Annotated in this window: 29 protein-coding genes and 1 other RNA gene; 12 read left to right on the top strand and 18 right to left on the bottom strand. The window is 41.7% G+C overall.

Annotated features, from left to right (window positions below):
* Positions 1-144: 144 nt before the first annotated feature.
* Genes FE005_RS05850 through FE005_RS05830 form a run of 5 tightly spaced genes read right to left on the bottom strand, consistent with a single transcriptional unit; the run spans position 145 to position 3,654 of the window.
* Positions 145-804 carry a hypothetical protein gene (locus FE005_RS05850; protein WP_003128464.1) on the bottom strand — a complete coding sequence of 220 codons (660 nt, stop codon included), beginning with the start codon at positions 802-804 and terminating at the stop codon, positions 145-147.
* Positions 805-808: 4 nt separating this feature from the next.
* Entirely contained in the window at positions 809-1,564 is a 756-nt protein-coding gene (locus tag FE005_RS05845) for a 16S rRNA (uracil(1498)-N(3))-methyltransferase (RefSeq protein WP_005472847.1), read from the bottom strand.
* A 10-nt stretch (positions 1,565-1,574) separates the two neighbouring features.
* Entirely contained in the window at positions 1,575-2,516 is a 942-nt protein-coding gene (prmA, locus tag FE005_RS05840) for a 50S ribosomal protein L11 methyltransferase (protein WP_138371451.1), read from the bottom strand.
* A gap of 11 nt (positions 2,517-2,527) precedes the next feature.
* Positions 2,528-3,016, bottom strand: coding sequence for a DUF3013 family protein (locus tag FE005_RS05835; RefSeq protein WP_138371450.1), 489 nt, complete (start codon positions 3,014-3,016; stop codon positions 2,528-2,530).
* 17 nt (positions 3,017-3,033) lie between these two features.
* Positions 3,034-3,654 carry a DNA-3-methyladenine glycosylase gene (locus tag FE005_RS05830; protein ID WP_005472850.1) on the bottom strand — a complete coding sequence of 207 codons (621 nt, stop codon included), beginning with the start codon at positions 3,652-3,654 and terminating at the stop codon, positions 3,034-3,036.
* A 176-nt stretch (positions 3,655-3,830) separates the two neighbouring features.
* Between FE005_RS05830 and FE005_RS05825 the strand changes: the two genes are divergently transcribed.
* From FE005_RS05825 to FE005_RS05810, 4 genes are all read left to right on the top strand, one after another.
* Positions 3,831-5,108, top strand: a complete 1,278-nt coding sequence (locus tag FE005_RS05825) for a replication-associated recombination protein A (protein ID WP_005472852.1) — start codon at positions 3,831-3,833, stop codon at positions 5,106-5,108.
* Positions 5,109-5,205: 97 nt separating this feature from the next.
* A non-coding RNA gene (gene ssrS, locus FE005_RS05820) (6S RNA) lies at positions 5,206-5,400 on the top strand.
* Between the two features lie 118 nt (positions 5,401-5,518).
* Positions 5,519-5,803, top strand: coding sequence for a hypothetical protein (locus FE005_RS05815; RefSeq protein WP_003128458.1), 285 nt, complete (start codon positions 5,519-5,521; stop codon positions 5,801-5,803).
* 63 nt (positions 5,804-5,866) lie between these two features.
* A complete protein-coding gene (locus FE005_RS05810) occupies positions 5,867-6,349 on the top strand; it encodes a universal stress protein (protein WP_003128457.1) in 483 nt (160 codons plus the stop codon).
* Between the two features lie 368 nt (positions 6,350-6,717).
* On the opposite strand, the gene FE005_RS05805 is transcribed toward FE005_RS05810, so the two are convergent.
* Together FE005_RS05805 and FE005_RS05800 are read right to left on the bottom strand one after the other, a co-directional pair.
* Entirely contained in the window at positions 6,718-8,298 is a 1,581-nt protein-coding gene (locus FE005_RS05805) for an ABC transporter (protein ID WP_138371449.1), read from the bottom strand.
* A complete protein-coding gene (locus tag FE005_RS05800; protein WP_003128453.1) occupies positions 8,295-9,056 on the bottom strand; it encodes an ABC transporter ATP-binding protein in 762 nt (253 codons plus the stop codon). The genes FE005_RS05805 and FE005_RS05800 overlap by 4 nt, the downstream gene beginning before the upstream one ends.
* 270 nt (positions 9,057-9,326) lie before the next feature.
* Here FE005_RS05800 and FE005_RS05795 point away from each other — a divergent pair, with 270 nt between their 5' ends.
* The 3 genes from FE005_RS05795 to abc-f all read left to right on the top strand — a co-directional run bounded on the left by FE005_RS05795 (position 9,327) and on the right by abc-f (position 13,209).
* Positions 9,327-11,333 carry a KUP/HAK/KT family potassium transporter gene (locus FE005_RS05795; protein ID WP_005472860.1) on the top strand — a complete coding sequence of 669 codons (2,007 nt, stop codon included), beginning with the start codon at positions 9,327-9,329 and terminating at the stop codon, positions 11,331-11,333.
* 59 nt (positions 11,334-11,392) lie between these two features.
* Positions 11,393-11,521, top strand: coding sequence for a hypothetical protein (locus FE005_RS17135; RefSeq protein ID WP_005472862.1), 129 nt, complete (start codon positions 11,393-11,395; stop codon positions 11,519-11,521).
* 104 nt (positions 11,522-11,625) lie between these two features.
* Entirely contained in the window at positions 11,626-13,209 is a 1,584-nt protein-coding gene (gene abc-f / locus FE005_RS05790; RefSeq protein ID WP_138371448.1) for a ribosomal protection-like ABC-F family protein, read from the top strand.
* A gap of 172 nt (positions 13,210-13,381) precedes the next feature.
* On the opposite strand, the gene FE005_RS05785 is transcribed toward abc-f, so the two are convergent.
* Positions 13,382-14,239, bottom strand: coding sequence for a radical SAM protein (locus tag FE005_RS05785; RefSeq protein WP_138371447.1), 858 nt, complete (start codon positions 14,237-14,239; stop codon positions 13,382-13,384).
* Between the two features lie 99 nt (positions 14,240-14,338).
* Positions 14,339-15,799, bottom strand: coding sequence for a peptide MFS transporter (locus FE005_RS05780; RefSeq protein ID WP_003128449.1), 1,461 nt, complete (start codon positions 15,797-15,799; stop codon positions 14,339-14,341).
* Between the two features lie 991 nt (positions 15,800-16,790).
* Here FE005_RS05780 and FE005_RS05775 point away from each other — a divergent pair.
* Genes FE005_RS05775 through FE005_RS05755 form a run of 5 tightly spaced genes read left to right on the top strand, consistent with a single transcriptional unit; the run spans position 16,791 to position 19,500 of the window.
* Positions 16,791-17,132, top strand: a complete 342-nt coding sequence (locus tag FE005_RS05775; protein ID WP_005472869.1) for a PadR family transcriptional regulator — start codon at positions 16,791-16,793, stop codon at positions 17,130-17,132.
* Positions 17,133-17,141: 9 nt separating this feature from the next.
* A complete protein-coding gene (locus FE005_RS05770) occupies positions 17,142-18,044 on the top strand; it encodes an ABC transporter ATP-binding protein (RefSeq protein WP_138371446.1) in 903 nt (300 codons plus the stop codon).
* A 3-nt stretch (positions 18,045-18,047) separates the two neighbouring features.
* Positions 18,048-18,827, top strand: a complete 780-nt coding sequence (locus tag FE005_RS05765; RefSeq protein WP_138371445.1) for an ABC transporter permease — start codon at positions 18,048-18,050, stop codon at positions 18,825-18,827.
* A gap of 10 nt (positions 18,828-18,837) precedes the next feature.
* Complete coding sequence (locus FE005_RS05760; RefSeq protein ID WP_081131433.1) at positions 18,838-19,179, top strand: DUF1048 domain-containing protein; 342 nt, start codon at positions 18,838-18,840, stop codon at positions 19,177-19,179.
* Between the two features lie 9 nt (positions 19,180-19,188).
* Positions 19,189-19,500 carry a DUF1048 domain-containing protein gene (locus FE005_RS05755; RefSeq protein ID WP_081131434.1) on the top strand — a complete coding sequence of 104 codons (312 nt, stop codon included), beginning with the start codon at positions 19,189-19,191 and terminating at the stop codon, positions 19,498-19,500.
* Between the two features lie 221 nt (positions 19,501-19,721).
* Here FE005_RS05755 and FE005_RS05750 read toward each other — a convergent pair whose 3' ends face one another.
* From FE005_RS05750 to comGA, 9 genes are all read right to left on the bottom strand, one after another.
* Positions 19,722-20,906 (bottom strand): acetate/propionate family kinase, encoded by a 1,185-nt coding sequence (locus tag FE005_RS05750; RefSeq protein ID WP_003128443.1) that lies wholly within the window; start codon positions 20,904-20,906, stop codon positions 19,722-19,724.
* A 24-nt stretch (positions 20,907-20,930) separates the two neighbouring features.
* Positions 20,931-21,938, bottom strand: a complete 1,008-nt coding sequence (locus FE005_RS05745) for a class I SAM-dependent methyltransferase (RefSeq protein WP_003128442.1) — start codon at positions 21,936-21,938, stop codon at positions 20,931-20,933.
* Positions 21,939-22,112: 174 nt separating this feature from the next.
* Positions 22,113-22,391, bottom strand: a complete 279-nt coding sequence (gene comGG, locus FE005_RS16985) for a competence type IV pilus minor pilin ComGG (RefSeq protein WP_050801522.1) — start codon at positions 22,389-22,391, stop codon at positions 22,113-22,115.
* Positions 22,392-22,440: 49 nt separating this feature from the next.
* A complete protein-coding gene (gene comGF, locus FE005_RS05735) occupies positions 22,441-22,854 on the bottom strand; it encodes a competence type IV pilus minor pilin ComGF (protein ID WP_003128440.1) in 414 nt (137 codons plus the stop codon).
* Positions 22,844-23,125 carry a hypothetical protein gene (locus FE005_RS05730; RefSeq protein ID WP_103300412.1) on the bottom strand — a complete coding sequence of 94 codons (282 nt, stop codon included), beginning with the start codon at positions 23,123-23,125 and terminating at the stop codon, positions 22,844-22,846. The genes comGF and FE005_RS05730 overlap by 11 nt, the downstream gene beginning before the upstream one ends.
* 10 nt (positions 23,126-23,135) lie before the next feature.
* On the bottom strand, positions 23,136-23,615 hold the full coding sequence (gene comGD / locus FE005_RS05725; protein ID WP_138371444.1) for a competence type IV pilus minor pilin ComGD: 480 nt from the start codon (positions 23,613-23,615) through the stop codon (positions 23,136-23,138).
* On the bottom strand, positions 23,584-23,859 hold the full coding sequence (comGC, locus tag FE005_RS05720; RefSeq protein ID WP_138371443.1) for a competence type IV pilus major pilin ComGC: 276 nt from the start codon (positions 23,857-23,859) through the stop codon (positions 23,584-23,586). Before comGC ends, comGD begins: the two co-directional genes overlap by 32 nt.
* On the bottom strand, positions 23,856-24,887 hold the full coding sequence (gene comGB / locus FE005_RS05715) for a competence type IV pilus assembly protein ComGB (RefSeq protein ID WP_113850255.1): 1,032 nt from the start codon (positions 24,885-24,887) through the stop codon (positions 23,856-23,858). Before comGB ends, comGC begins: the two co-directional genes overlap by 4 nt.
* Positions 24,862-25,803 (bottom strand): competence type IV pilus ATPase ComGA, encoded by a 942-nt coding sequence (gene comGA / locus FE005_RS05710; protein WP_005472888.1) that lies wholly within the window; start codon positions 25,801-25,803, stop codon positions 24,862-24,864. Before comGA ends, comGB begins: the two co-directional genes overlap by 26 nt.
* Between the last annotated feature and the right edge of the window lie 109 nt (positions 25,804-25,912).

The following is a 25,912-nucleotide window of genomic DNA, read 5'->3' as shown; positions in this document are numbered from 1 at the left end:
CTATCCCCAACTCTCTGAATAGCAGAACTCTTGAAGCAATGCGCTTCTGCCTGGCCATCTTCTTTTATGATTAGTGTCATTATACAAATTTTTCTTGTTTTTTTCAATTCTCTCTATTCTGGTCAAGCGAGACAAAATACCGGTTTATTCATTCAACAGTAACGCTGACTCTGTAAAGGGCACGCCGATTTTTGCCGCCCCTGCCTGTAAAAGTTCTGCAAGTGATTTCTGATCCGTAACAGACGCTGCCGTGTTGACTTGGATCGTCAGTTGCGGTCCTCCATCTAGAGCAAAAATCGAGACATCATGCAACGCATCTGAAACAGTTAACTGCTGACCAAGAGTAATACTAGGCCAGTCCCATGCTTTCAAACGCTGTGCTACTTGGATCTTTGTCAACTCATTCATAAGTGAAGTATTGACAGCCCAGCGGATCTCACCACCAGACAAAGCCAGTGACCGGCTTGTCTCCATTAACTCCGCCAGATCAGCCGTCCGCTCTTTTTCCACCAGCAAAGCCGCTGGTAGCCAGACTTCTAAAAAATCAGCGCCATCCATAAAGGAATGACCGATCTCAAAAGCTTTCTTAGCGATTGTTCCTTGTGCCAAGGGAAAATCAACTGCACAGCCGACTTGGATCTCGGAGCCTTCAGTTAACTGCTTCGCTCTGCGCAAATCACTAGGCAACACGATGACTTCTTGGACACCAAGTGTCTTAAATTCAGTAAACGTATCTTTTAACAACCAATCCGTCAGTCCAGCTTGTAAAAATCGAAAACTAAGCTTGTCTTTGAATTGCGTCACTTGATCACTTCCTTACTAATTCAGTTAGTACGCTGACAGCACTCAAAAAATAAAATGGGGCGGTTTCGGTTCGCAAAATACGTGGCCCTAACCCACAGATCACAGCACCTTGAGATTCAGCACGAGTGATTTCAGCAGGTGTCAGCCCACCTTCGGGTCCGAAAATTGCTAAGATTTTGCTGCCGGGCGCTGCTTTGGACAAAATATCGATCAGTTTGGCATTCTCGCCGCTTTTAGCAGATTCCTCATAAGCAACGATCACATAGTCATAGTTTGAAAGACTATCCCACAACTCTTTGTCCGAAGCAGCCAGTTGGATGATCGGTGCTCGTTGCCGCTGCGCTTGTTCAGCAGCCTCTTGGGCAATTTTTTGCAGCCGCTGCTGTTTCTTTTGGAGTTTCTTATGGTCCCACTTAACTACCGAGGATTGGGCGGGAAAACCGATAAATTTAGCGGCACCCAATTCTGTCCCTTTTTGGACGATCAATTCCAATTTATCTCCTTTAGGATACCCGCTGGCGATCGTAACATGAATCGGTAATTCTTTGTCTTGCTGTTCCTTTTCTACTTCAATCAAATGAACCGCTTGTTCATCGATCTGCTGGATTTTCGCGAGGATCGCTACTTGGTCTTGAAAGACCAAGTAGACACAATCATCCGGAACCATCCGCATCACACGTACCATGTGATGAAACGGTTCTCCCTCTACTACATAAACAGGCTTCGCCTCATAATCCTCATTCAAAAAATATCGCTGCATATGACATTCCCTACTCTGGTTTTTTTAGTGCGATCGCATACCAATCTTTTTGATTCAAGATTTGGTCAACAACAAATCCTTGCTCTGTCATGGCATCGATCACAAGTTGTTTTTTCGCTTCGATGATTCCAGAAACAATTAATGTTCCGGTAGGCTTCAGCAACCGCCAAGCATCTGGGATCATCAGTAAGATGATATCAGCTAAAATATTCGCTACAATAATGTCTGCTTCGATTTCAATACCTGTTAAAAGGTCATTGGCAGCAACATTCACTGCTTCGGCAACTGGGTTTAGTGCCATATTTTCTTTTGCCGCCCGAACAGCCACCTCGTCAAGGTCATAGGCATATACTTGATTGGCCCCTAAGTGGCGGCTGGCAATACTTAAAACCCCTGATCCGGTTCCAACATCCAGGACCGTTTCCTCGCCTCGTAAATACATTTCTAACGCCTGTAACGTCAAGCGCGTCGTCGGATGGGTACCAGTTCCGAAAGCCATTCCTGGATCTAGCGTAATGATTTTCTCGGCAGGGTCCGTCGTTTCATATTGTTCCCAGCTGGGAACAATCGTCAAATAGCGAGTGATCCGTACTGGATGATAATATTTCTTCCAAGCAGTCGCCCACTCTTCCTCTACTACTTCATTGGAGGTAATCTCATTTTTGCCAATTGCTAACCCATATTCCGGTAAACGAGCGATCGCCGCCTCAATAAATGGCAAAATTTCAGGTAAAAAGATAGTCTCGGGGAAATAAGCCGTTACCTGGGCGCCTTCATCCAGCGTCGTATAGGTTTCTTTGTCTAACACTTCACCATAGGCATCGCTTTTAAAGTTTTCAATGTCAAGAACATCTTCGATTGCTACACCACTGGCCCCTTGTTCCATCAAAATGTTGGCGACCGCTTCAACTGCTTCACTTGCAGTAGCTACTTTCACTTCATTCCATTTCATCTATCTGCTCCTTAATAACTTGGATAAGGAATATACGATTCCCCATCGCTTTCTTGGTAAGTATTCATACGGTCTAACAACTGATCTTGATCGAAAGCTAGTTCGAAGACCGCTTCTTCACTCTCATCGTTTAGAAAATCTAGTAAATCACTTTCTCCCTCCGTCAGAATCTCTTTGATGTAATCAACCAAAGCATCCAGCAACGCTTTTTGGATTCCTTTTTTGCCTGCGTAGGGAATGACTGCCAAAAAGTCCTCTTCTGCAAAGGAAGACTTTTGGGGATCAAACAATAAAATACCGTCTTCAAATTCGATGATCTCTTCTTCAGAGGCTACTCCTTGGGCATCATCTACCTGCAAATGATTCGGGTTCTCTGCAAATAAGCGTAAAACAAGTTCGATGGTATGGTTTCTTGCATCCCAATCAAGGGCAACATCGTACTCAGGGTTTTTTTTTGTTAATTGTCTGTCCAAATAAGTCAGCATTGTTTCTTTAGCCATTATACGTTCCTTCTTTCCTATTGCCAGCCGTGATCTGGCTGGACAGCAGATTTTCTGCTGTTGGTAATATATGGGTTACCTGCTACGACAAACCGCAGCGGCTTATGGGTCCACTCCCCTTTATTCGGGATACCGATTCTGGGAACAGCGAGTATTTCTTTCGGTGTTCGCCGTTTCTCGTTGACAAGATGCAGTGGACTTGTAAAAATTGAATGGCCATAATAATCAGGCGTAATTCCCAAAGCTTTCACGAGCTTTCCAGGACCGTTCGAGAGATCAGGACCGGATTTACTGCGATTTATCTCCATTTGTGCGATTCCTTCGACGGGCTCCACGCCGCGGATCATGATCCCTTGGGGAATGCCTTCAGGCTGTGTGATAAAATTCAAAATCAAATGAGTATGCATCGTATATAAATAAATCGTTCCCGGCTTTTCATACATTGCTCGAACTCGTGGCGTGTTACGCATCCCGAAACTATGAGCAGCCAGATCTTCTGGTCCTAAATAAGCTTCACAGTCGACGATATAACCGCCTAATTTCCCACTGGGCGTCTCATGTTCCAGATACATTCCTAATAATTGCCGGGCAATCGCTGTTGTTGATTGTTGTGCAAATAATTGTTCAATTTCATTCATTTTCTTCACCTTCTTTATTTTACACAATTCTCAAGGAACTTACTATTGATTACGACCATCTTATCAATTGTTTGACCTTTCTATCGCCACTGACTAGTTTCAATAGCAAAATACCCGCTTCTTTATGGGAATATACGTTCTTATGATATACTAAAGAAAAAAGAAAGGAGCTTATTATGCAGCAACCACTTGCGTACCGCATGCGTCCCCGCAACCTTGATGAAGTCGTAGGTCAACAGCATTTAGTTGGACCCGGAAAGATCATTCGCCGGATGGTTGAGGCCAAGATGCTCTCTTCCATGATCCTGTATGGTCCACCAGGGACCGGAAAAACAAGTATCGCTAGTGCAATCGCCGGTTCGACACGTTACGCATTCCGCATGCTGAATGCTGCGACTGATACGAAAAAAGACCTTCAAATCGTCGCCGAAGAAGCCAAAATGAGCGGCACAGTCATTTTACTTTTGGATGAAGTCCATCGTCTGGATAAAACAAAGCAAGATTTCTTACTGCCTCATTTAGAAAGCGGAAAAATCATTATGATCGGGGCCACAACTGAAAATCCTTATATCACTATCAACCCAGCCATCCGTAGTCGTACACAGATTTTTGAAGTAAAACCATTGCAAGAATCAGATATTTTAGCCGCCATTGATGCGGCTTTAGCTGATAAAGAACGTGGCTTGGGAACAGAATCGATCCAGTTGACAGAAGAAGCTCGTCTCCATCTTTCACGAGCGACCAATGGGGATCTCCGCAGTGCACTCAATGGATTAGAACTCGCTGCTCGCTCCACGCCGCCAAGTTCTGATGGGAAAATCCATTTGACTTTGCCAATTATTGAAGAGTGTGTTCAGCGCAAAGCATTGACCCATGACAAAGATGGCGATGCCCATTATGATGTCATCTCTGCTTTTCAAAAATCGATCCGCGGCAGTGATGTTGATGCGGCACTCCATTATCTGGGTCGTCTGGTAGAAGCAGGAGACTTGGCAATCATCTGCCGGCGTTTGATGGTGATCGGTTATGAAGATATCGGGTTGGCCAATCCAGCGGCAGCTGCTCGAACAGTCAATGCTGTCTTAGCAGCGGAACGATTAGGCTTACCTGAGGCGAGGATCCCTTTAGCAGATACTGTGGTCGACCTTTGTCTATCCCCTAAGTCCAACTCGGCTTATATGGCACTAGACGCTGCCATCGCAGATATTCGTGCAGGCAATGCCGGGGATGTCCCTGATCATCTAAGAGACAGTCATTACAAAGGAGCTGAAGCCTTGAACCGAGGCGTCGGTTATCAATACCCGCACAACTTTGATGATGCGTGGGTCGATCAGCAATACTTACCCGATAAAATCAAGCAAGCTCACTATTATCAGCCAAAGGCTACCGGAAAATACGAGCAAGCTCTAGGTCAAAGATATCAACAATTGCAGCAACGAAAAAAACAGACCTAACCCTCAGCAGCCGCTTCATGGAAGCGAGAAAGGTTTTTGTCACCGTTTTCAATCTTCTTTATTGCTACTTTTGTTGTCCTATGCTACTATGAAGGTGGGAATTCTGTGATGTACGAGTTGTCCCATCTGTGTGTTGACCGAACATTTTTATTGATATATTGGGATCCGTCTTGTGTCAAAGCTGGTAACATGCCTTTTCATTTGGTAGTTCGATGCTTAGACCGTGGAACCCACCTGCTAGAATTTGCGGGATCAATACTACGGGAAAAAGAACGGCATCTACGGATATTACCCATTCTTTATTGAATGTGCCATCTGTTTTAGACAGGTGGCTTTTTTGTGCTTTTTGCTATTCCTTTAGCACTTCGCTATACTAAAACTATCTTATAAGAGAAGGACGGATTTCACGGATGATTTTTCTATTATTTTTGATTGCTGCTGTTTTGTTGTTTGGCGTCTGCTACTTACTGTTAACAAAACATGCCATTTTCTTTTCCCTTATTCCTGAAAATACTAAAAATCAAACTTTTTTGACCATTTATGGCTATCTTCATGGTATTTTAGGTATTCTTGCAATCATCGTGGCTTTTTTAGACAAAAAGTTGATTGCCCTCGTTTATTTAGCAGTGTTAATGATTACTTCTGCCTCATTCAGTTTGCTGTTTGCCCGTAAGATGAAAAAAACAGATAATTAGGTTTTTCTTTTTAGTCAAAAAGTTTTACAATAAAGATGAAGTTATCTGAGAGGAGTGTTTCATATGTTACAACAATATCAACGAATCATGGTTGCAGTCGATGGCTCAAGTGAGTCAGAATTAGCTTTTAAAAAAGCGGTCAATGTGGCCCAACGGAACAATTCTGAACTGGTACTAGCCCATGTAATCGATACCCGTGCCTTTCAAACTGTTTCTTCCTTTGATGGCATGTTGGCTGAGCAAGCGACTGAAATGGCTAAGCAAACATTGAAAGATTATGAAGACTATGCCCGTAAGAACCAAGTAACTGCAGTAAAGACTGTCATCGAATACGGTTCGCCAAAACCAATCATTGCGAAACAATTACCAGAAGATAATCAAATCGATTTAATCATGATCGGCGCTACTGGTCTCAATGCCGTCGAACGAATTTTTATTGGTTCAGTCTCTGAGTATGTAATCCGTCATGCCTCTTGTGACGTATTGGTCGTACGGACAGACCTTGACAATCATCTGCCAACAACCAACGAAAAAGAGGAAGCATAATCTCTGAATGAACCAACACATACTCAAATCAAAAACACTCTGACAAAAAGGTTCTTGTCAGAGTGTTTTTTTCTATTTTTCACGATTTGTTAGTTTTAGCCATTAAAAAAACTGCGCCATCCGTCTCAGCTCAAAATGACCCAGCTGTCTTTCTTGAAGAGGACACCTTCTGGTTCCTTCTGATCAGTATGACGTTTGGCACAGTCTCTTGCAACAAGCCTGTGGAGCAAGCTTGCCAGCAAAAAATGAAAGCAAAGTAATAGGTTATTTATTATCTAATCATGTTTCTGAATACTTGTAAAGTCTTTTTTCTGAATTTTCTGATTAAATCTATTTCTTTTTCAATGCGCTATTGATGGCGACTAGACTCAGTGAATCAACTGCCAAAATTTTCTTTGATAGTAGTTGTGCCATAGCACGCTACCAATCAACAGAACCAGCAAGACTGGACCATTCAAGAGCCAAAATGGAATCATCGTTGCTGCAAAACCGTAACCGACGAGTAACAGAATACTAAGGAGAAGTGCCACCATCATGCCGACGATCATTCCCACACTTCCGGCACCCCGGGTAAACAATTGACTGACATTGGTCCAATCAAGCAAAAGCAAGCGATAATCACGAGCAAAATATTTTAAGCATAGCAAGTAACAACCAAGTAACGTACCTAGAAAGAAAGTCGTTGCCAATAGGATCGGCATCTTAAAGAGCAAAATCGCCAATAAGGCAATCCCGCCAGTCAAAACCATTTGAAGCATTAGGCCAAATCGGAATTTTGCTTGTAAATATTTTTTCATAGACAACGGCAATGAACGAACAAACAGAAAATTTTGCTGATCCAATGAAATCAAGGTACTGATAAAAGAGGTTGGATTGACCATCATCACAGCTAATGCGATACCTGCCAAAAAGAACACTCCGCAAAAACGAGCACCCATTTGTCCTAGATCAAACGTACCGCTCAATGCAAATGTCACAATAAAAATGATCGGTGTCATCAGTGAAGTGGACAATACTTGCATAATCAAGTTGGGATCACGAACCAGCTGGGAATTATAACTGAATAACATCTGCGACAATCCTTGCCCGGATTTCTGCTTCCGTCGCACGCTTCCATGGTCGGGCACAGCCATCGCCACCTGATCATAAAACTTCGGTAAAATAAAGAACCGAATCGCTCCTAGCAGCAACAAACAAACCACTAGAACAATAGCAAAGCTCCCGATTCCTGCAACTGCAAAGGGACTGTGCATGATATAGAAAAATGGCAGTAAAAAGGCAATGGCCCCGCGATCCATGATCTGTGTATCGTAGGAACTGGTTTGATTCATCATCAAGATCCCTACCACTACTACGATCATAGAAATTCCCAACAACAAGCTGGTCATCATTTTTTTATGTTCACGAAACAATTTTGTTCGAGCCAATCCAAAAACGATCAAACTACAAATACTAAAAACAATCACGAGAAATAATAAAAAGAGCACAATCGCTAACAAAAGCGTGAGCAGAATAAAGACCTGTGAACGCATTCCCGTTAAAAGAAATAAGACAAATAACGGAAAAACAAATGGTGCCACTGTTAAAAAGACAACAAGAATCTTGGCGGTGAAAATTTCTGATTGCCGGAAAGGCAATGGCAAATATGCAGGCAAGTCTTGACTCTCAAAGAAGACATTAAAAATGGACGAGATTCCTTGAGAAAATCCTAGAACGCCAAAAAGAGCAACATAATAAGTGAAAAAACCTGGCAAACGGCTGAAATCCAGTGCGATCATTGTTAGGCCGTAAATCACTAAAAAAACGAAACCTGATAATACATATTGTTGGATCAAATAACGAGTCAATTGTGTCCCGCTTTTTCCTTTTTTACGGGCTTTGTCTGTGACTTGCGGATTGGCGTACCGAAGATTGACGCTTGTCAACGTCAATAACTGTCGCTTGTTCATCTGAACTCGCCTCCATTTTCTGTCAACGATGGCTCTTCCGCGCCTCTACCTGTCATTTTTAAATAGATCGCTTCCAAAGAAAGATCTGGATTTTGTGCAAGCAATTCATCGACAGAACCGTTATAAAGCAATTCGCCTTTTTTCAAAATAGCTAACTGATCACAAAGCTGTTGGGCAGTATCCAAGACATGCGTCGAGAAAATAACCGTTTTGCCTTTCGCAGCATGTGCTTTCATCATTTCTTTTAGATCAAACGCTGCCTGCGGGTCTAATCCCTGCAAAGGCTCATCTAAGATCCAAATATCCGGATCCGGCAGTAATGCTCCAATTAGAATGGTTTTTTGCCGCATACCATGGGAAAAACTGGCTAGCGTTTCTTCTGCATGCGTCGTCATATCAAATAACTGGCCCAGTTCATTTAAGCGTACCTTTTTTTGGGTTTCCGGTACTTCATAAGCAGCTGCGATCAAATCCCAATATTCTCCGGCGGTCAACTGCAAAAACATGTCCGGTGAATCCGGGACATAAGCAATCTGTTTTTTTATTTCTTCTCGGTATTGGGCTAATGCTTTGCCATCAAAAACGATTTCGCCACTCGTCGGCTGTAAAATACTAACTAGACTCTTGATGGTCGTTGATTTTCCCGCACCATTATGTCCTAAAAAACCAAAGATCTCACCTTGCTGAATCGTCAATGAAAGGTCCTTCAATGCTTTTTTTGTTCCGTACGTTTTACTTACATGTTTCAATTCAATCATTTACTATCCCCCTTAGAAATAAGACTTAACGTAATTTTACGTGAATAAACAGAAAATTTAAAATGTTTATTTACATTTTAAATGAAAAAAGTTGACAGGAATCAGCAAAACAAAGATAATTATAGCAATTTAGGGGAGTAGCACATGGGTTTTTCCATGATCATAGATCAACAGCAAGCGGGAATCCGCTGGTCTATGATGTTTCTTGCAAGACCTAAGTGGCAAAGGGCCTCTTGGGTCTTTTTGCAGTTCAATTTGGAGGGAAAATCTATGAGTAAAATGAAAAAATTAACCGCGGGAGGCCTTTTGGTCGCCATGGGTGTGGTCTATGGAGATATCGGGACCAGCCCACTCTATGTGATGAAAGCAATCGTTGAAGACAACGGCGGGTTGAAAACACTCTCCCCGGACTTTGTATTGGGAAGTGTCTCCCTCGTTTTTTGGACTCTGACTCTGCTTACCACGATTAAGTACGTCTTAATCGCTTTGAACGCGGATAATCACGGTGAGGGCGGAATTTTTTCCTTATACACACTTGTTCGTAAGCAAAGCCGCTACTTGATCATTCCGGCAATCATTGGTGGCGCTGCGTTATTGGCAGATGGTGTACTAACTCCTGCCGTCACTGTCACGACAGCCATTGAAGGGTTGCGGGGCATTCCGATGTTTTATGATCATTTTGGGAATGATCAATCCATTATTGTTTGGATTACATTAACGATCCTTTTCGTTCTTTTTAGCCTGCAACGCTTTGGGACAGAATTCGTTGGGAAAGCATTTGGACCGATCATGCTTGGTTGGTTTACTTTTTTGGGGATCGTCGGTTTGATCAACTTTTCCGGTGATCTGTCTGTCATTCGTGCGTTGGATCCGCGTTATGCCATCGGGCTGCTGTTTAGCCCTGATAACACCTCAGGTTTGTTCATTCTCGGGAATATCTTTCTGGCAACCACTGGTGCTGAAGCACTATATTCCGATTTAGGACATGTGGGCAAAAAGAATATTTATGCCAGCTGGCCTTACATCAAAATCTGTTTGATGCTTAATTACTTAGGTCAAGCTGCTTGGTTATTAAAGGTTTATCAAGATCCTGCCTATCAACAGATTGAAAACCTAAACCCTTTTTTCCAGGCTTTGCCTCAAGGTTGGACCGTTTTTGGCGTCGGCTTTTCTGCGTTGGCTGCAATCATTGCCTCCCAAGCTTTACTTTCCGGATCTTTCACGTTAGTTTCGGAAGCAATCAAGTTGCGTTTGTTGCCGCGGATGCAGATCATGTATCCTGGTTCTTCCATCGGACAAATGTATATCCCCGCGCTTAACCTGATGCTGTGGATCGCTTGTTCCGGTGTCGTTCTCTTATTCCGGACATCCACGCGAATGGAGGCCGCTTATGGTTTAGCGATTACAGTAACTATGCTGATGACCACAGTCTTGTTATATTTCTTTTTGCGTCAATTCAAAAAAGCGCGATTTATCGCTCCATTTATTACCTTATTTTTTGCAGCTATCGAAGGCATCTTCTTCATCTCGAGTGCCGCAAAATTTTTCCACGGTGGGTTCGTTGCGGTTTTGATGGCCGCTTTGATTATCGCCATCATGCTCATTTGGGAATGGGGCAACCACATTCAAGAACAAGCTGCCGAAGAAGTTGACTTGACCGAATACATTCCCCAACTACAGGAATTGCGGAATGATGAGACATTGCCATTTTCTCAGACCAATGTCGTCTTTTTAGTTCCTAAACTGCAAGGAAATACGATTGGCCGTCAGTTTATTTATTCGATCCTTGATAAACGGCCGAAACGCGCCAAAGTTTATTGGTTTGTGAATGTGGAAGTCACAGATGAACCTTATACAAAACAGTACGAAGTCTCGATGGCTGAGACAGATTTCATCGTAAAATTGAAACTCTACTTAGGTTTTCGGGTTTCTCAAGAAGTCAATGTCTACATCCGACAAATCATTCAAGAATTGATGAAGGATGGTCGCTTACCAAAACAGCCGCAAAAATACTCATTGACCCCGGGACGTCAAGTTGGCGACTTCCAGTTTGTTCTGATCGAAGAAGAGTTGTCGAATGTCACCTCATTAACCCGATGGGAGCGGCAAGTAATGTTAACCAAACTCTTTATCAAACGGCATACTATTTCTCCGGAACGTTGGTTTGGACTCACTTACAGTGACGTGGTCCATGAGACCGTTCCATTAGTGATTGGGCAACCGAAGGCAAGTAACCTTTCTGAAATTGTTCCAGTCAAGAAAAAACTAACTGACTAATTGCAAAGTAAGGTCACTTGCGGTACACTATTGGCAAATAAGCAAAAGGAGGAAACACCATGATGCGCATGACTAAAATAACATGTAACGTCAACTATCAGCGTTACCATATCGCATTTAGCCATGCAATTGGTTTTACAAAAACCGTTTTAGGGACGAGTCTGTCTAAAACAGTTGAATATTCGTAAAATCAATGGCCATCTCAAGGTGTTTATCTCGAACAACATCAGATAAAAATAACACAGGCCATGGATTTCCATGGCCTTTTTGAGTGGTCTCAAGGAATGAGATCATGCTAATTCAAGCAAATAAAATCAGTAAAAATTTTGGCGGTACCCCGCTATTTGAACAATTAACTTTCCAAATTGATCCCGGTGAAAAGATTGGTTTAATCGGCATCAATGGCTCTGGTAAGACAACATTATTAGATTTATTACTCGGGACCGAGAAAAACGATACTGGAACGATCAGCCGACGTAAAAGTCTTTCTATTGGTCATTTGGCACAAGAATTTTCGCCCTCTTCAGAAACGGTGCTGACGTATTTACAAACCTCTTCCCCCCGACTGCAAGAGATAAGTCGCAAGATGCGACGTTGTGAACAACAGATGAGCGATCCTGACGCTGACTTATCGAAATTATTGGACCGCTATGGTCAATTACAGCTACAATTTGAAGAACTCGGTGGCTATCTGTTAGAAGACCGGATTCTTGCTAGCTTAAGAGGATTGGGAATAGCGCAGTTGCAAGAAACTTCTTTGCAGGCGTTAAGTGGTGGGGAGCGAGTCAAAGTAGAACTAGCAAGATTGCTGTTGACAGAGCATGACTTGCTTTTACTGGATGAGCCCACGAATCATCTTGATTTAGCTAGTCTTCATTGGCTGGAAAACTATCTTATCAATACGAAAAAAGCATATATCGTCATCTCTCATGACCGCGCTTTTCTGGACAAAGTGACGACTAGGATCTGTGAGATCGAAGATGGTCAATTGATTTCTTATCCGGGAAACTATAGCCAATATCGGTCATTGAAACAAGCTCGAATCGCAGAACTGACTAAGAACTATGAGCTGAAGCAAAAAGAATGCCAGCGGCTTAAAGCGATGATTCGCCGTTATCGCCAATGGGGGAATGAAGGGGACAATGAGGACTTTTTCCGTAAAGCCAAAGAAATTGAAAAGCGTTTAGCGAAGATCACTCTCGTCAAGCCCCCGCTGCCTCCTAAAAAAAGGATACGCACAGTCAATCAAAGTGATCGAACAGGCAGAGAAGTCTTTATCGCCCGAAATATCGGTAAAGTCATGGCTGATCGGCTACTCTTTGAAGACAGTAGTTTCTCGATTTACCGTGGTGATCGCTTAGCGATCATTGGTGAAAACGGCACCGGTAAGACGACCCTGATTCAGCTTTTGTTAGGTACTTTGGCGCTTGACGCGGGAACGATCAAATCCGGCAGTAATCTGCAGATCGGGTATCTGCCTCAAAAGCTCTCATTTTCTAATCCCGCTATGCGGGTCCTATCCTTTGCCTATCAGTTCATAGGCAATGAACAATCTGCACGACAACAACTGGCACAAATCGGTTTTTATCAGGATGATGTCTCAAAACGCATTCAGGATCTTTCTGGCGGTGAGAAGATTCGCCTTTATCTGCTGAAACTTTTTCATAAAAAAATCAACGTCCTGCTATTAGATGAGCCTACCAATCATTTGGATATCTATGCTCGTGAAGAAATTGAAGAATTGATTCAGCGCTTTGGTGGTACGTTAATTGCTGTGAGCCATGACCGCTATTTTCTAAAACAAACTTTCCAAGACATGCTGTTGATCCGCGACCAGCAGGTCATGCGGCAGCCCATCGACTGGCAGGCTCTTTAAGAAGATCACGTTCGTTTTTTTCACCATAAGGAATCGTATATCAGAAAAATCAAATAAAAATAGCCGCAGGATAAGAGAACTGGCAGACCTCGTGACAGGGTGACGAGGTGTTGTTCGTACACTGGAACACTCTCAGTCCCTGCGGCTATTTCATTTGTTTAAAAGACGCGAATTAAAAGAGTGTCAACTGCTGGTCTTCAAAACGATGGATATAGGCAAAGACTTCTTCTGGTCGATAAAGAATTTGATAGGTTTGGCAGAATGCACAAAAAATAGCCATTAGCTTTTGCTGATTCGGACTGTCGCAAACATACCGATCGCCAAAAGTTTGCTGATACTTTTCCTTCATACCAGGAAAATCACGGTCTAGTTGCTGATAAAAGTATGCGCGATTTCCTTCCCGCATCGTCACCCCAAATCCAAAACAGATGATGCCTTTCACTCCCGCTTGGCGACAGTAGTCCAAAACCCCCAACAGATTCTCCTCGCTGTCATTGATAAAAGGAAGAATAGGTGATAACCAAACAACAGTAGGAATCCCTGCTGCTTGAAACGTCTTAAGCGCCAAAAAACGATGATAAGTGGTAGCGACTTGTCGTTCTAATTTTTTACATAGTGCTTCATCATAAGTCGTTAGAGTCATTTGAACAACTGTTTTCGTTTGCTGGTTGATTTCTATCAGCAAATCCAAATCTTCCAACACACGCGTTGATTTGGTCAAAAGCGCGACACCAAAACCGTTCTTTTTGATTACTTCCAGTGCTTGCCTCGTTTGTCTCAAACGCTGTTCTGCATGAACGTAAGGATCTGACATAGCACCGGTAACGATCATGCAAGGCTGTCGGCGCTTCTTTAATTGCTGGTCCAAAATCGTTATTGCTGCTTCTTTGATCTCGATATCCTCAAACCGATGCGCCATCTGATAGCAGCTGCTGCGACTATCACAATAAATACAGTCATGTGTACACCCTCGATAGAGATTCATTGTATTGTTTGGTGAAAGAATTGTTTTATAGCGTCGCGTGTGCATTTAACCCCTCCTACAGAACTTATGTTCCCATTTATTTTCTCATAACTTGACTAAAAGTGCAAAAAAAGACTTGATCTTTTTCAAGATCAAGTCCGTTGATTAGTGAATATTCCCAATCAGCTTACGAATCGGTTTTCTTGCCATGTAAAGAATAATCCCTACGACTACTGCAACACCACCGACAATGCCATAATAAGCCCCTTCTGTTTGCGGTGTATAGAAACGAGCAATCTGAGCATTGATCGCTTGCGAAGAAGCATCTGCTAATAGCCAAATAGCAAGAGTTTGGGCTTCGAAGGCTTTTGGTGCTAATTTGGTCGTTACAGACAATCCAACTGGTGACAGACACATTTCGCCAGCAATCATGATAAAGAAACTAAAGACTAGCCACAATGGGCTTACCCGTTGATTGACTCCGAACAGCATACTTGGGAACATCAACAAGACAAAAGACAAACCTGCTAAAATCAAACCAATTGCAAATTTCACTTCCGTTCTAGGTTGTTTATTGCCAAGTTTCGTCCACAACCAAACAAATACCGGTGTCAACAACACGACAAACAATGGATTTAGTGTTTGATACAGACTCGCCGGAATCGTGATCCCAAACAACGTATCTTGTGTCCGATCGGCCGCAAAAAGTGCCAATATTGATGACCCTTGTTCTTCTAGGGACCAAAAAACGATTGCAGATAAGAACAAAGGAATATACGCTAAAACTTTTTTCTTTTCATCCGGTGTCACATCACGAGAACGCAACATTTTAGTAAAGTAGTAGATCGGCAAAAATATTCCTAAGATACTGATGCAATTGATAAAGAAATCAACGGTCAGATAGCCCATCGCAGCTGCACCGCCGAAAACCACTGCTACAAGCACTAGTACGATGATAACGTTACGGAAAAAGATTTTTTTCTCTTGCGCAGATAATGGATTAGTTGGTGTCGTTGCAACATCTTTCAACGTTGTCTTCCCTTGAACATAATATTGCACCAAACCAATGAACATTCCGATAGCTGCTATTGAAAAACCTAAATGGTAATTGACGTTTTGTCCTAAAATACCCACAATGATCGGTGCTAAAAGTCCACCAATATTGATCCCCATATAAAAGATTGAAAATCCTGCATCTCGGCGCACATCTTCTTTCGAATATAAGTGGCCGACCATCCCTGACACATTGGACTTCAACAAACCTGTTCCAATAACGATCAACATCATAGAAACAAATAGTGCAGCAATACCAAGAGGCGCTGCCAGAACAATATGTCCAAACATAATAAGGATCCCGCCATAAAAAACGGATTTGTTCGATCCTAATAAGCGGTCAGAGATCCATCCGCCAACGATACTAGACATATAAACGAGTGAACCGTAGATTGACATGATCGCTACAGCCGTTGATTTAGGTAGGCCTAAACCACCATTTGTTACAGCATCATACATAAAGTAAACTAAGATGGCCCGCATGCCATAGTAGCTGAATCGTTCCCACATCTCAGTGAAAAATAGTGTCGACAACCCTCGCGGCTGTCCTAGGAAAGTCTTTTCTTTTTCCATACTTACTGGCTCCTTATAAAAAACAAATTTAGAAATTTTTCTGAAAATTCACAAATGCCAGTTTATTCCCGTTTGGCTTCCTTTACAAGGTTATTTTGCTTAGATTATGTTTTGTAAAATGGCGATATGCTGAGTCGAAAATGAGAGTTTTTTACTAGATACTAGGAAATCACTGATCTAACAACCTAAAAAATTGTACGTTAATTAAATAACATTTTTTATCGATTAAAATTATTTTTACCGTTTTTTTATTCTAGATTCAAGAATTTGTTAATAAAAATAACCTGATTCATCACATTAATGTTTATTCATACACTTATATGCTGAATCAGACGATTTTTTATTCAATGTTCTTTGTTATTTAGCAGGACACAGCCTCTCTCAACATCTGGCAGAACATTTCCACCGACTGGGCATAAAGAGCAGCAATTGTGAGCTTTCCTCTTTTAGTCTAGGCTTGCTTACTGTCTCAGTCAAATCAAGTGCATTGGGCGCCTATGTATCAGCGGCATTCCCTAACGAAACAATCCTTAGTTTCATAACAGAGCCCAATAAATCTCGATTTTTTTTGCTCCCTTCTCAATTGATGTCTAACATTTCATGTCAATGATTCACACCATGATCGGTACCGAAGTCCTATTTCTCTTTACTGAACACAATTCATCAAATCAGAGCCATCTTGTTGAACTTGTTCTTAAGAGTGATAACAACGGCGAGCAACAGCTAATCACTGTCTTCGATGATTAGCTGCAAACTTAGATTCGAACGAAGAAGTTGCAGAGCAGCCCACAATAAAGCTCAGTTTAACAGGATCCAGTCTCCTGAGTACCATTCGCCACTAAGCGGGAAGCTTTTTTCAAGGTGTTACTTTTTTTGCATCTTTGCTTAATAATACTTAGTAGTTGACAGTCCATCTACTAAGTATTATTATGTAGCAGTACTGAGTAATACTAGGTATTGAGACAAATGGTTTTTTGAGAGGATGAGCGATGTGAAAGGAATGACTGAATTACTAAAAGGTGTGCTAGAAGGTGTCGTGCTTCAAGTCATCCATAACAGCAAAGAGACTTATGGCTATGAAATCACGAATACACTGATCGAATTAGGGTTTCAAGATATCGTCGAAGGCACCGTCTATACGGTCTTACTCCGTTTAGAAAAAAAAGAATTGGTAACTGTTGAAAAAAGGAAATCTGACCTTGGACCGGCAAGGAAGTTTTATCGTTTGAACGCAAATGGGGAAATTTACCTCCAAGATTTCTGGAGTAAATGGACGTTTCTTGTAGATCAGCTAGATAAAATCAAGCACGAGACACTTTTCAATCAGGAATGAGGGATAACTATGAAAGCCATCACTGTGGAGCATCTTACAAAAACCTATGGTGATCTTGACGTATTAAAAGGAATTACTCTTGAAATCAAAAGAGGCGAAATCTTTACTTTACTTGGAGAAAATGGTGCTGGAAAGTCAACACTGATCAATATTCTAACTACACTCGCTAGCCCTACATCCGGCAATGCAACAATTTTAGGGTTAGACCTACGAAATGACTCCGATCAAGTGCGGGATGTCATCAGCTTGAATAGTCAATCGATCACACTAGATGATGAATTTACCGGTTTTGAAAATTTGAAATTAATTGGCACGCTGTTGGACATCCCTCATCTGCGCAGGAAAATAGATACCTTATCAGAACGACTTCATTTAGCAGATTTTCTCTATAAAAAAGTCGCTACCTATTCTGGAGGAATGAAGCGACGACTAGATATTGCAGTCTCTCTGCTCCCTGACAAAGAAATTTTGTTTCTTGATGAGCCAACTACTGGTGTGGATCCAAAAAACAGATTAGAGATTTGGCAACTAATCCTTCAACTTAAAGCAGAAGGAAAGACGATCTTTCTGACAACTCAATACCTTGATGAAGCAGACCGTTTAGCTGATCGAATCGCTTTTATCAACGATGGGAAGATTTCATTGATTGGCACACCACAAGAATTGAAAAAGCAAGCAAGAGATCTGCACAAAGTCATCGTTCCAAAAAAAGTGATCGATCAAGCGACTTCTCTTCTAAACGAATCTGCGATTCACTATATGGTTGAAAATGACACCATTATTCTTGCTAGAAATGATTTAAAAGAGTCGATGATGAAACTCTTGCAAAATGATATTGACATTCTAACAACTGCTCCGATTGAACTTAGTTTGGAAGAAATATTCTTGGATGCTACTGGAAAGGAGGACTAAAAAATGAAGACAATCAAGCAACTTTTCACATTAACGAACCGCATCGTTAGACAAAATTTAACAAGTGTCGATACGATCATTACAAGTATCGTTATGCCTATTTTCATCTTACTTTTTTTCGTTTATGTCATTGGTGGCAATATTTTAGTCGGGGGCACTGCAGGAGAGCCTTCAGATTATCTTAGCTACGTTATGCCAGGATTTTTGCTGATGTCTATGACAATGGGATCGGCTTACATTGCTTTGAGGATCAACAATGATAAAACAAAAGGATTCCTGACGCGATTATTATCTATGCCAATGAAACGTTGGGTGATTCTAGGATCGCACATTGTCGCCTCAACAATTTTTATGCTTATTTCTGTACTTTCTGTACTGCTGATCGGACTAGTATTGGGTTATCGACCACAAGCAACGATTGGTGACTTCCTGCTTTTCACCCTTTTGATCGTACTTTTTGCCGTTAGTCTCACTGTGCTAGCTATCCCCTTCTCGTTAACAGCAAAAGATTATGCTGGAGCAGGAGCCTTTTCGTATATTTTGATCTTCCTGCTTTTTATCAGTCCAGCCTTTGTGCCGGTCGCTGGAATGGCAAAACCTGTACGCCTATTTGCTGAGAACCAGCCAATGACGCCCATTATCGAAACGACAAAGAATTTGCTTGCTGGTACATTCTCTTTTGGTTCCCAAAGTAGCCTCTTGACCCTTTTATGGCTAGCCCTATTACTAAGTTTTTTCTCTTTTCTGTCAATGAAACGCTACAAACAACTATTTATTAATTAGGAGGCCCACCATGAACTTTTATGACAAAATAACAGGTAACGACATGAATAAGCAACAAAAAGAATTTCAACTTCGTATTGATAAGTTACCCGTTGGCTACCAAGATGCGTGGCGCGAACTCAATCAAAAGATCTGGAACTACAGTGATTTTTCTGGAAGAAATCTGTACCCTATCTTGGAAGGGATCGTCGGTCTTTTTGAAGAAAGTGCCGCAGAAAAACTGCCAATCAATAGCGTGATCGGTGAAAATATGACTACCTTCATCTCAGAAATCGCTGAAGCAGCTGGTGCCAAAAATGAGCGAGACAAATTGCGAGAACACTTGAATCAAGTGACCAAAAAACTAAAGTGAGGGATGAAGATGGGAATAAAAGAAGCATTAGAAGGTAAAAAAGAATGGCGTGCTCTGCAAAAACGGGCAAATCAGTTGCCGAATGATTATCGAATCGTCTATAAAGAAATCCAAAAGTACTTTATGAAAGTTGATCCAGTAAATCTTGCCAGCGATTTCCAACCACTCGTTGATCTGTTGGATTTGTTTGAAGACAGTGCGCAACAAGAAAAAAGTGTTCTTCAAGTAACTGGCGAAGACGTGGCCGCCTTTGCGGACGGATTGCTGGTAAACCAAGCAACCTCTGACAACGAAATGGAACCAAAGTCAAAAAAGCTATGAGAAAATGGCTAGATAAGTTTTGAGTTCCACCGTTGGATTTTCTGAAAATATAAAGAAAAATAAGAATAGCGCTAACTAAATTTGCAACTTTCAAGCATTATTCATTGGTATCCAGGTATCCAAGGTGTACAGCTGTTCAAAACAAAAAAGTGTTAAGCCGAGGCTTAACACTTTTTTTAATCAAATAATGAAACTCATTTGTTCCAATTGATCTCCGACAATTAACCGCGCAAACGTTCCACGTCGCGAGCAATCATTAATTCTTCATCTGTTGGAATCAACAAGACTTTCACTTTAGAATCTTCTGTAGAAATGACTAACTCTTCACCGCGTTTGGCATTTTGTTCTTCATCAAGTTCACAACCAAACCAAGTCATTCCTTTGATAACCTCACTGCGGACATGGGCATCGTTCTCACCGATACCAGCAGTAAAGACGATTGCATCAACACCGTTCATTGTTGTTACATAGCCACCGATATATTTACGAATGCGGTCAGTAAAGACATCATACGCAACTTTTACTTCTTCTTTGTCATAATTAGCTTCAAGATCCCGCATATCGCTAGAAATACCGGAAAGTCCTAACAAACCAGATTTTTTGTTTAAAACATCGATCATTTCATCGATTGATAGGTCTAATTTTTCCATTAAATAAGGCAATACAGCTGGGTCGATATCACCAGAACGAGTACCCATCGTCACTCCTGCAAGTGGTGTGAAGCCCATTGATGTATCAACAGATTTTCCACCATCAACTGCAGTGATCGATGCGCCATTTCCTAAATGACAAGTAATGATTTTCAAATCTTCAATCGGTTTGCCTAACATTTCAGCCGCACGTTCTGACACGTAACGGTGGCTTGTACCATGGAAACCATATTTACGAACTTTATAGTCGTTGTAGTAAGCCAATGGCAGACTGTACAAGTAGTTGTGTTTTGGCATGGTTGCGTGGAAAGAAGTATCGAAAACAGCAACACTAATAATATCTGGTAAGATCTTCTTGAAAGCAGTGATCCCCATCAAGTTGGCTGGATTATGCAATGGTGCAAACTCTGCCAATGCTTCAATGCGTTCCATCACTTCATCTGTGATCACAACAGAATCCGGGAAGTCTTCTCCTCCATGAACGACACGGTGACCAACACCAGTGATTTCATCATATGAACCTAAGATGTTCAATTCGATCAATTGATCCAAAAGCATTTTTACTGCGACTTCATGATCATTGATGTCGATGATTTGTTCGAATTTTTGATCTTCCCCATATTTGATGGTAAAAATCGAATCTTTTAATCCGATACGTTCAACGATCCCTTTAGCGACCACCGTTTCTTCTGGCATTTGATATAACTGCCATTTTAGACTTGAACTTCCAGCATTGATTGCAATTGTTTTAGACATAATTTTCTCCTTATCCGATTTATATTACAAATTTGATGCTTTCCAAGCTTCAAATTGTTCGAAAAATTTCTTGATGTTTTTTGGTTCCTTGAGAGATGCGAGTTTAGCAAGTAACACTGGTGCTTGCTTGCTCGTTGCACCATGATTTTGAATCAGCACAATACTTTTTCTTGATCGCTCATTTTTGAAAAGCTCGTCTGGCAATTGAATGATTCCTTGCAGATAAACTTTTTCATTGAGCCATTTCTTCAAATAATCGCTTTGTTCAGTTTCCATGAAATTAGCCGGAGCTAAGAATAGTCCATAGCCATCTTCTTTCACATAGTTCATTGCTTGTTCCATCAATAAATGGTGGGCAAAGCTATGTCCTTCGCCTTCGGGAGCTGAAGTAAGAAACGATGCTGCTTTTTCATCTTGTGGATAATAGCCGACTGGCAAATCACTGACAGCAATGTCCATTGGGTCGATTAACAATTCTTGCAACCCGTCTTGATGAAACAAATGCAGCGGGGCTTGAGTCCATTCGCTTGTAGCTGCAGCAACACTCAGTAATGTTTCATCAATGTCAACACCTGTTGCTTGCACATCTCTTTGCGCTAACTGCAAATTGAGCAAGAGCGTTAAGACAAGATTCCCCATTCCAACCGAAAGGTCCAGAATCTTGGTTTGTTGCTTCGCTGGTGTCAATTGCTCGATCAAATACACAAACAAAAAACCGATACTATCTGGTGTCAGCTGATGATTAGGCTGCAGATGTTCGGTTTGTCCGCCCTTTAACAGAAGTAGTTGAGCAAGTTTACGCCGTTCTTCTGCTGTTAAGGGTATCTGCTCTAATTTTTTATAAATCGCTTCCAACCGTTGAGCATCCGCTTCACTAGGTACTCCGTCGATCACCCGTACGCGATACTGATCAATAAAATTCTCGATCGTCTCGATATATGCATCCAAATAAGATGTTTCTAATGCGTTTTGGAGCACTTGAATCGCTTCTAGCGATAAATGAAAAGACTCTTCCATTTTTTCTGGGGACATCTTGCACCTCTTTTCAAAACTATAACAACATACATACCTGTTTAATTTTAGCTGATTCAGCCAAAATAATCAATCGCTATCTTTCAGAATAATTTGTGAAGAGACAAACATACTTTTCAACTCTTTTATACAGAAAAAAGACACAGTATGTCTGTGCCTTTTTCTGTATTATAGTTACTCAAGATCTGTTGCTATTTTTTCTAAATCACCTGACAAAATTTCGGTAAAACGGAAAGTGCGCTGATTGACGACACATTGAATCAACAACAGCTCTTCTTTTTGTTCGTAAATGACCCTCCCTACATTGTAGTTGACACTGCCTTGCTCGGCATAGGTTAACCGCTGATAATCCGCCAAAAAAAGTTCTTTCATGATTCGTGCCTCATACATGTGAAGAGTCTTAATATAGAAATCAGTAGTTGTCCGAGTATTTTCTAAAACCGTTAGCAACATAAGGCTCAGCAAATGAATCAGCATCATTGCTGACAAAAAGATACCGCCCTTATGCAGGAATCTGCCATTGACCAATTCTCACCTCTCCATTCTCGAAAGTCACTGTAAACTGGATCGAGGATGCCTTTTTTTCAAAGTAAATCAATGATACTTCCGTCAATAACGGATGGTAGCCATTATTGTCTCTTTTACGGACTTTCCCATTGATTCGATCGATCGTGACTACATTTTCTTTGCTGCTTTTTAAAAAAAGTGTATACGGACTCACTGAAACATACGTACACGTTTGAAGCTCCCTTTCTAACTGAATCAAAAATATCTGCCATTCTTGGTCTTTGCGAGCAAAAAGCTGTTGATTAACTTGAGGCATCTGGCGAATGATTCCGTTGATCAACAACACACTGAGTCCTAAGATCATTAAAGACAGCAAACATTCCAACAAAGTAAAACCCTTACTCTTCATAGTTGATCTCCATGATAAGAGGGCCTCTTACAATCCGTCCATAGCTTCGGTCACGCTTGAAACCGAAAGACAACTGATACGACTCTGTACGTTGTGTCGAATAAACGACTTCCTGTTCAAATGCTTGGCATTGGACTTCTTCATACAATACCCGAATAGCAGCCACCTTGGCCTGTAACTGTGCACTTTGCTGCAAAATATGGGTCTGGACAGTCAGAAAAAGGAAGACACTCGTCGTCAGCAAACCAAAGCCAATGATACTTTCTAGCATGATATATCCTTTATTCGATGATCTTATCATATCGTCCACTTCCAAAAAGAAATTTGTAGGTAATCTTTTTTTCTTGGTCCATCCATTCAAACCGTAATGTTTCCATCCGCGTATAATTGCCAGATTGACTGGTGAATGTAAGTACAGGAAAAACACGTACTGCGAGCTGCGAGGGTACTTCAAGTGGCTCCATTTTGATTTCACCTGTGATCGTCGAATGAAAATATATCGTAGGAACTGGTGAATCAGAATAAGCGACTTTCGTTTCGCGAGCATCAATAATCGCTGTTTGTTGTGCTACTGCCAATCCTTTTTCCAAACGAGCACAAAACCCCCACACTTCAAAATATGCTTGGTAACGGTCGATAGCTATTAGCGGAAGAAAGATGAAAATCGAAACGACTAAGAGGACAATCAAACTCTCCACCATTGTAAATCCCCGCCAAGTAAAAAAACTGCTATTCGTTCCGATGGACAAGATAAATCGCATACTGCTCCTCCGTTACGTAATTTCCAGCTAGTAATTCTTGTCGAGTAGGTGTTCGATTCTCATTAAGCTGGAACAACTCAATCTGGGTTTCTACGACTTTGACGATTGCCGCATTTCCTTTCTCATCTATCACTGTACGTTGTGCGGATAAGTTTGGTACAAACAATAAAATCAAAATACTGATCACTAACAGTACAATCAGCATCTCCACCAATGTGAACCCTTGATGCTTCAATTTTCTCATTCGATCACTCCTTGAATATTGCCGTAAATCGGCAAAAACATTGCAGCATAAACACCCACGATCAGAAGGGCCACTAATAAAAAAATGACTGGTTGAATCCACTGGATTTTCTTCTCGATTTGTTGGAAAAGCCGATCTGTCAAAAGCTGACTATAAACAAACAATTCTTCTCCTAATTTCCCACGCATTTCGCCCTGGAACACAATCAATGAAAACTCTGGCGTCAAAAATGCATAGTCCTTTAATTTGTCCGGCAACAATCCGCCACTTGCCAAGCACAGCTCTAATTGAACAGCTAGTTCTTGTACTAATGTTGCTGTACTTGTTTGTTGCATGCACATAATGATCTGACGAATTTCCAAGCCTTGCTGAAACAATTTCCCCCACTCTAATGCAAAATAACTAGTTTGATAGCAGCGATACAAGTCTCCCAAAAAAGGCAATCGACTCAAAAAAGCGGCTCGCTTCAACGCTGTCTGCTTGGCAAAGATTCCTCTTACAACAAGAACGAAACCTCCCAATCCGCCTACAATGACCGCACCGATCCATGGTGCTGCCGTAATAAAGAGAATGCCCCAATGATTCGCATCGATCATACCGGAGGCCAGAAGTTGAGGCAATAGAAACCGACGCATGGCAAAGAGAGCGGTAAAGACAAATACCAGCAATAGAAGGGGATACGCCAACACTTTTTGTAATGTCTGATTTTGTTTTTCCAAAAGGATCTGGTAAGCGACCATTCGCTGCAACGTATCCACCAGATTGCCATGGGTCTCTGCCAAGTCCAGCTGATTTTGTTCGGCTTCAGATAAATGCAGCAAAGAAAAGGCCTGTCTGAGTCGTTGACCTTGTTTCAGTCGCTGATCAATATCTTTTACTGTATTCGGATCAAATTGGCCACTGCGAAGTAGAACAAGCAAACTCTCTTGTAATGAGAAACCACTCTCTAATAAAACCGTAAATGTGGCTAATAAGGCGTGGGTCTGTTTGCGGGAAAGCCGTTTACTTTTCCTTGTCAAAAACCTCATGGGTGATCTGCTCCTTTTCTCTGATCCTTGTTAGTGCTTGATCCCAAGTCATTGAGGATTTGTGGGGTTCATAAAAGGTGTAGGCCATCAATGCGTGAGGGACTCCGTGAAGATCTGGCAGTAAGCGCTGATAAATGATTCCTTGGAGGCATTGGTCGATCACAGCTGCTTCCTCTGTCAGCTCTTGCAATCGCGCAATTGTTTCCGTTAATCCCCGTGCATGGATCGTCGCAAAAACCCGATGTCCTGTCAGTGCCGCACGGATCGCAGCCTTGGCCGTTTCTTTGTTGCGGATCTCACCAATCAGCAATAGCTCAGGTCGATGCCGCAACGACAAACGAATCAGCTCATCATAATCCTGGCCGATCATTGGATTGGTCTGCAACTGTAAAAAACGAGGCTCAACGATCTCAACCGGGTCTTCGATCGTGATCACCTGACCTGCTGCAGCTGAAGCTAAGCGATACATCAGTGTGGATTTCCCCGATCCAGTAGGACCAGAAAAGAGATAGAGCCCTCGATAGCGGCATGCATCTGCGATCGTTTCATATTGTTCATTCATAAAGAATCGATGGAACTTACCTAAAGGGTGCAAAAAACGTAGAACTAAACTTTCTTGACCTTGGAAATCCCCAACAGTCGAAACCCGGATACGCTGCTCTCCATCTGCCAAAGGATAGCTGATAGCCCCTAATTGCGCTCTTCGTTTTTCTCCTACTTCCATACCGCCCAGAAATTTGAATCGAGTGATCAATTGTTGCGCGTCTTCTGTAGTAACTTTGCGATACATTTGCCGATAGTAACTTTTGCTGAAAATCAGAGTCATCCCTTCGACTGTTGGCAGTATGGATAGATCTTGCATTTTCTGCACCTTCGCATACTCCACCAACTCATCTGAAAATGTACAAATGTCCATTGTCACCCTCCTAAAAAGAGATACGCAGCTTTTACTTTTCTATACAAAAAAACTGTAGAACAAAGACATTTTCTGCCTTGTGCTACAGTCTGAACGCTAGGACTCGCTT

Source organism: Enterococcus sp. M190262, from assembly GCF_005843965.1.
Lineage (GTDB): Bacteria > Bacillota > Bacilli > Lactobacillales > Enterococcaceae > Enterococcus_D > Enterococcus_D gallinarum.
Note: the sequence above shows the minus strand (reverse complement) of the source record. Positions and strands in the feature narration are given on the sequence as shown.

Bases quoted from the DNA above. Each gene is read 5' to 3' on its own strand.
- FE005_RS05755 (WP_081131434.1), top strand. From the start codon at position 19,189: ATGGGAATAAAAGAAGCATTAGAAGGTAAAAAAGAATGGCGTGCTCTG.
- FE005_RS05815 (WP_003128458.1), top strand. From the start codon at position 5,519: ATGATTTTTCTATTATTTTTGATTGCTGCTGTTTTGTTGTTTGGCGTC.
- FE005_RS05795 (WP_005472860.1), top strand. From the start codon at position 9,327: ATGAGTAAAATGAAAAAATTAACCGCGGGAGGCCTTTTGGTCGCCATG.
- comGG (WP_050801522.1), bottom strand. From the start codon at position 22,391: ATGTTGCTAACGGTTTTAGAAAATACTCGGACAACTACTGATTTCTAT.
- FE005_RS05785 (WP_138371447.1), bottom strand. From the start codon at position 14,239: ATGCACACGCGACGCTATAAAACAATTCTTTCACCAAACAATACAATG.
- comGC (WP_138371443.1), bottom strand. From the start codon at position 23,859: ATGAGAAAATTGAAGCATCAAGGGTTCACATTGGTGGAGATGCTGATT.
- FE005_RS05780 (WP_003128449.1), bottom strand. From the start codon at position 15,799: ATGGAAAAAGAAAAGACTTTCCTAGGACAGCCGCGAGGGTTGTCGACA.
- FE005_RS05825 (WP_005472852.1), top strand. From the start codon at position 3,831: ATGCAGCAACCACTTGCGTACCGCATGCGTCCCCGCAACCTTGATGAA.
- FE005_RS05800 (WP_003128453.1), bottom strand. From the start codon at position 9,056: ATGATTGAATTGAAACATGTAAGTAAAACGTACGGAACAAAAAAAGCA.
- comGF (WP_003128440.1), bottom strand. From the start codon at position 22,854: ATGAAGAGTAAGGGTTTTACTTTGTTGGAATGTTTGCTGTCTTTAATG.
- prmA (WP_138371451.1), bottom strand. From the start codon at position 2,516: ATGAAATGGAATGAAGTGAAAGTAGCTACTGCAAGTGAAGCAGTTGAA.
- comGD (WP_138371444.1), bottom strand. From the start codon at position 23,615: ATGCGATTTATCTTGTCCATCGGAACGAATAGCAGTTTTTTTACTTGG.
- FE005_RS05835 (WP_138371450.1), bottom strand. From the start codon at position 3,016: ATGGCTAAAGAAACAATGCTGACTTATTTGGACAGACAATTAACAAAA.
- FE005_RS05730 (WP_103300412.1), bottom strand. From the start codon at position 23,125: ATGCTAGAAAGTATCATTGGCTTTGGTTTGCTGACGACGAGTGTCTTC.
- FE005_RS05805 (WP_138371449.1), bottom strand. From the start codon at position 8,298: ATGAACAAGCGACAGTTATTGACGTTGACAAGCGTCAATCTTCGGTAC.
- comGA (WP_005472888.1), bottom strand. From the start codon at position 25,803: ATGGACATTTGTACATTTTCAGATGAGTTGGTGGAGTATGCGAAGGTG.
- abc-f (WP_138371448.1), top strand. From the start codon at position 11,626: ATGCTAATTCAAGCAAATAAAATCAGTAAAAATTTTGGCGGTACCCCG.
- FE005_RS05830 (WP_005472850.1), bottom strand. From the start codon at position 3,654: ATGAATGAAATTGAACAATTATTTGCACAACAATCAACAACAGCGATT.
- FE005_RS05750 (WP_003128443.1), bottom strand. From the start codon at position 20,906: ATGTCTAAAACAATTGCAATCAATGCTGGAAGTTCAAGTCTAAAATGG.
- FE005_RS05760 (WP_081131433.1), top strand. From the start codon at position 18,838: ATGAACTTTTATGACAAAATAACAGGTAACGACATGAATAAGCAACAA.
- FE005_RS17135 (WP_005472862.1), top strand. From the start codon at position 11,393: ATGATGCGCATGACTAAAATAACATGTAACGTCAACTATCAGCGTTAC.
- FE005_RS05810 (WP_003128457.1), top strand. From the start codon at position 5,867: ATGTTACAACAATATCAACGAATCATGGTTGCAGTCGATGGCTCAAGT.
- FE005_RS05845 (WP_005472847.1), bottom strand. From the start codon at position 1,564: ATGCAGCGATATTTTTTGAATGAGGATTATGAGGCGAAGCCTGTTTAT.
- FE005_RS05765 (WP_138371445.1), top strand. From the start codon at position 18,048: ATGAAGACAATCAAGCAACTTTTCACATTAACGAACCGCATCGTTAGA.
- comGB (WP_113850255.1), bottom strand. From the start codon at position 24,887: ATGAGGTTTTTGACAAGGAAAAGTAAACGGCTTTCCCGCAAACAGACC.
- FE005_RS05770 (WP_138371446.1), top strand. From the start codon at position 17,142: ATGAAAGCCATCACTGTGGAGCATCTTACAAAAACCTATGGTGATCTT.
- FE005_RS05745 (WP_003128442.1), bottom strand. From the start codon at position 21,938: ATGTCCCCAGAAAAAATGGAAGAGTCTTTTCATTTATCGCTAGAAGCG.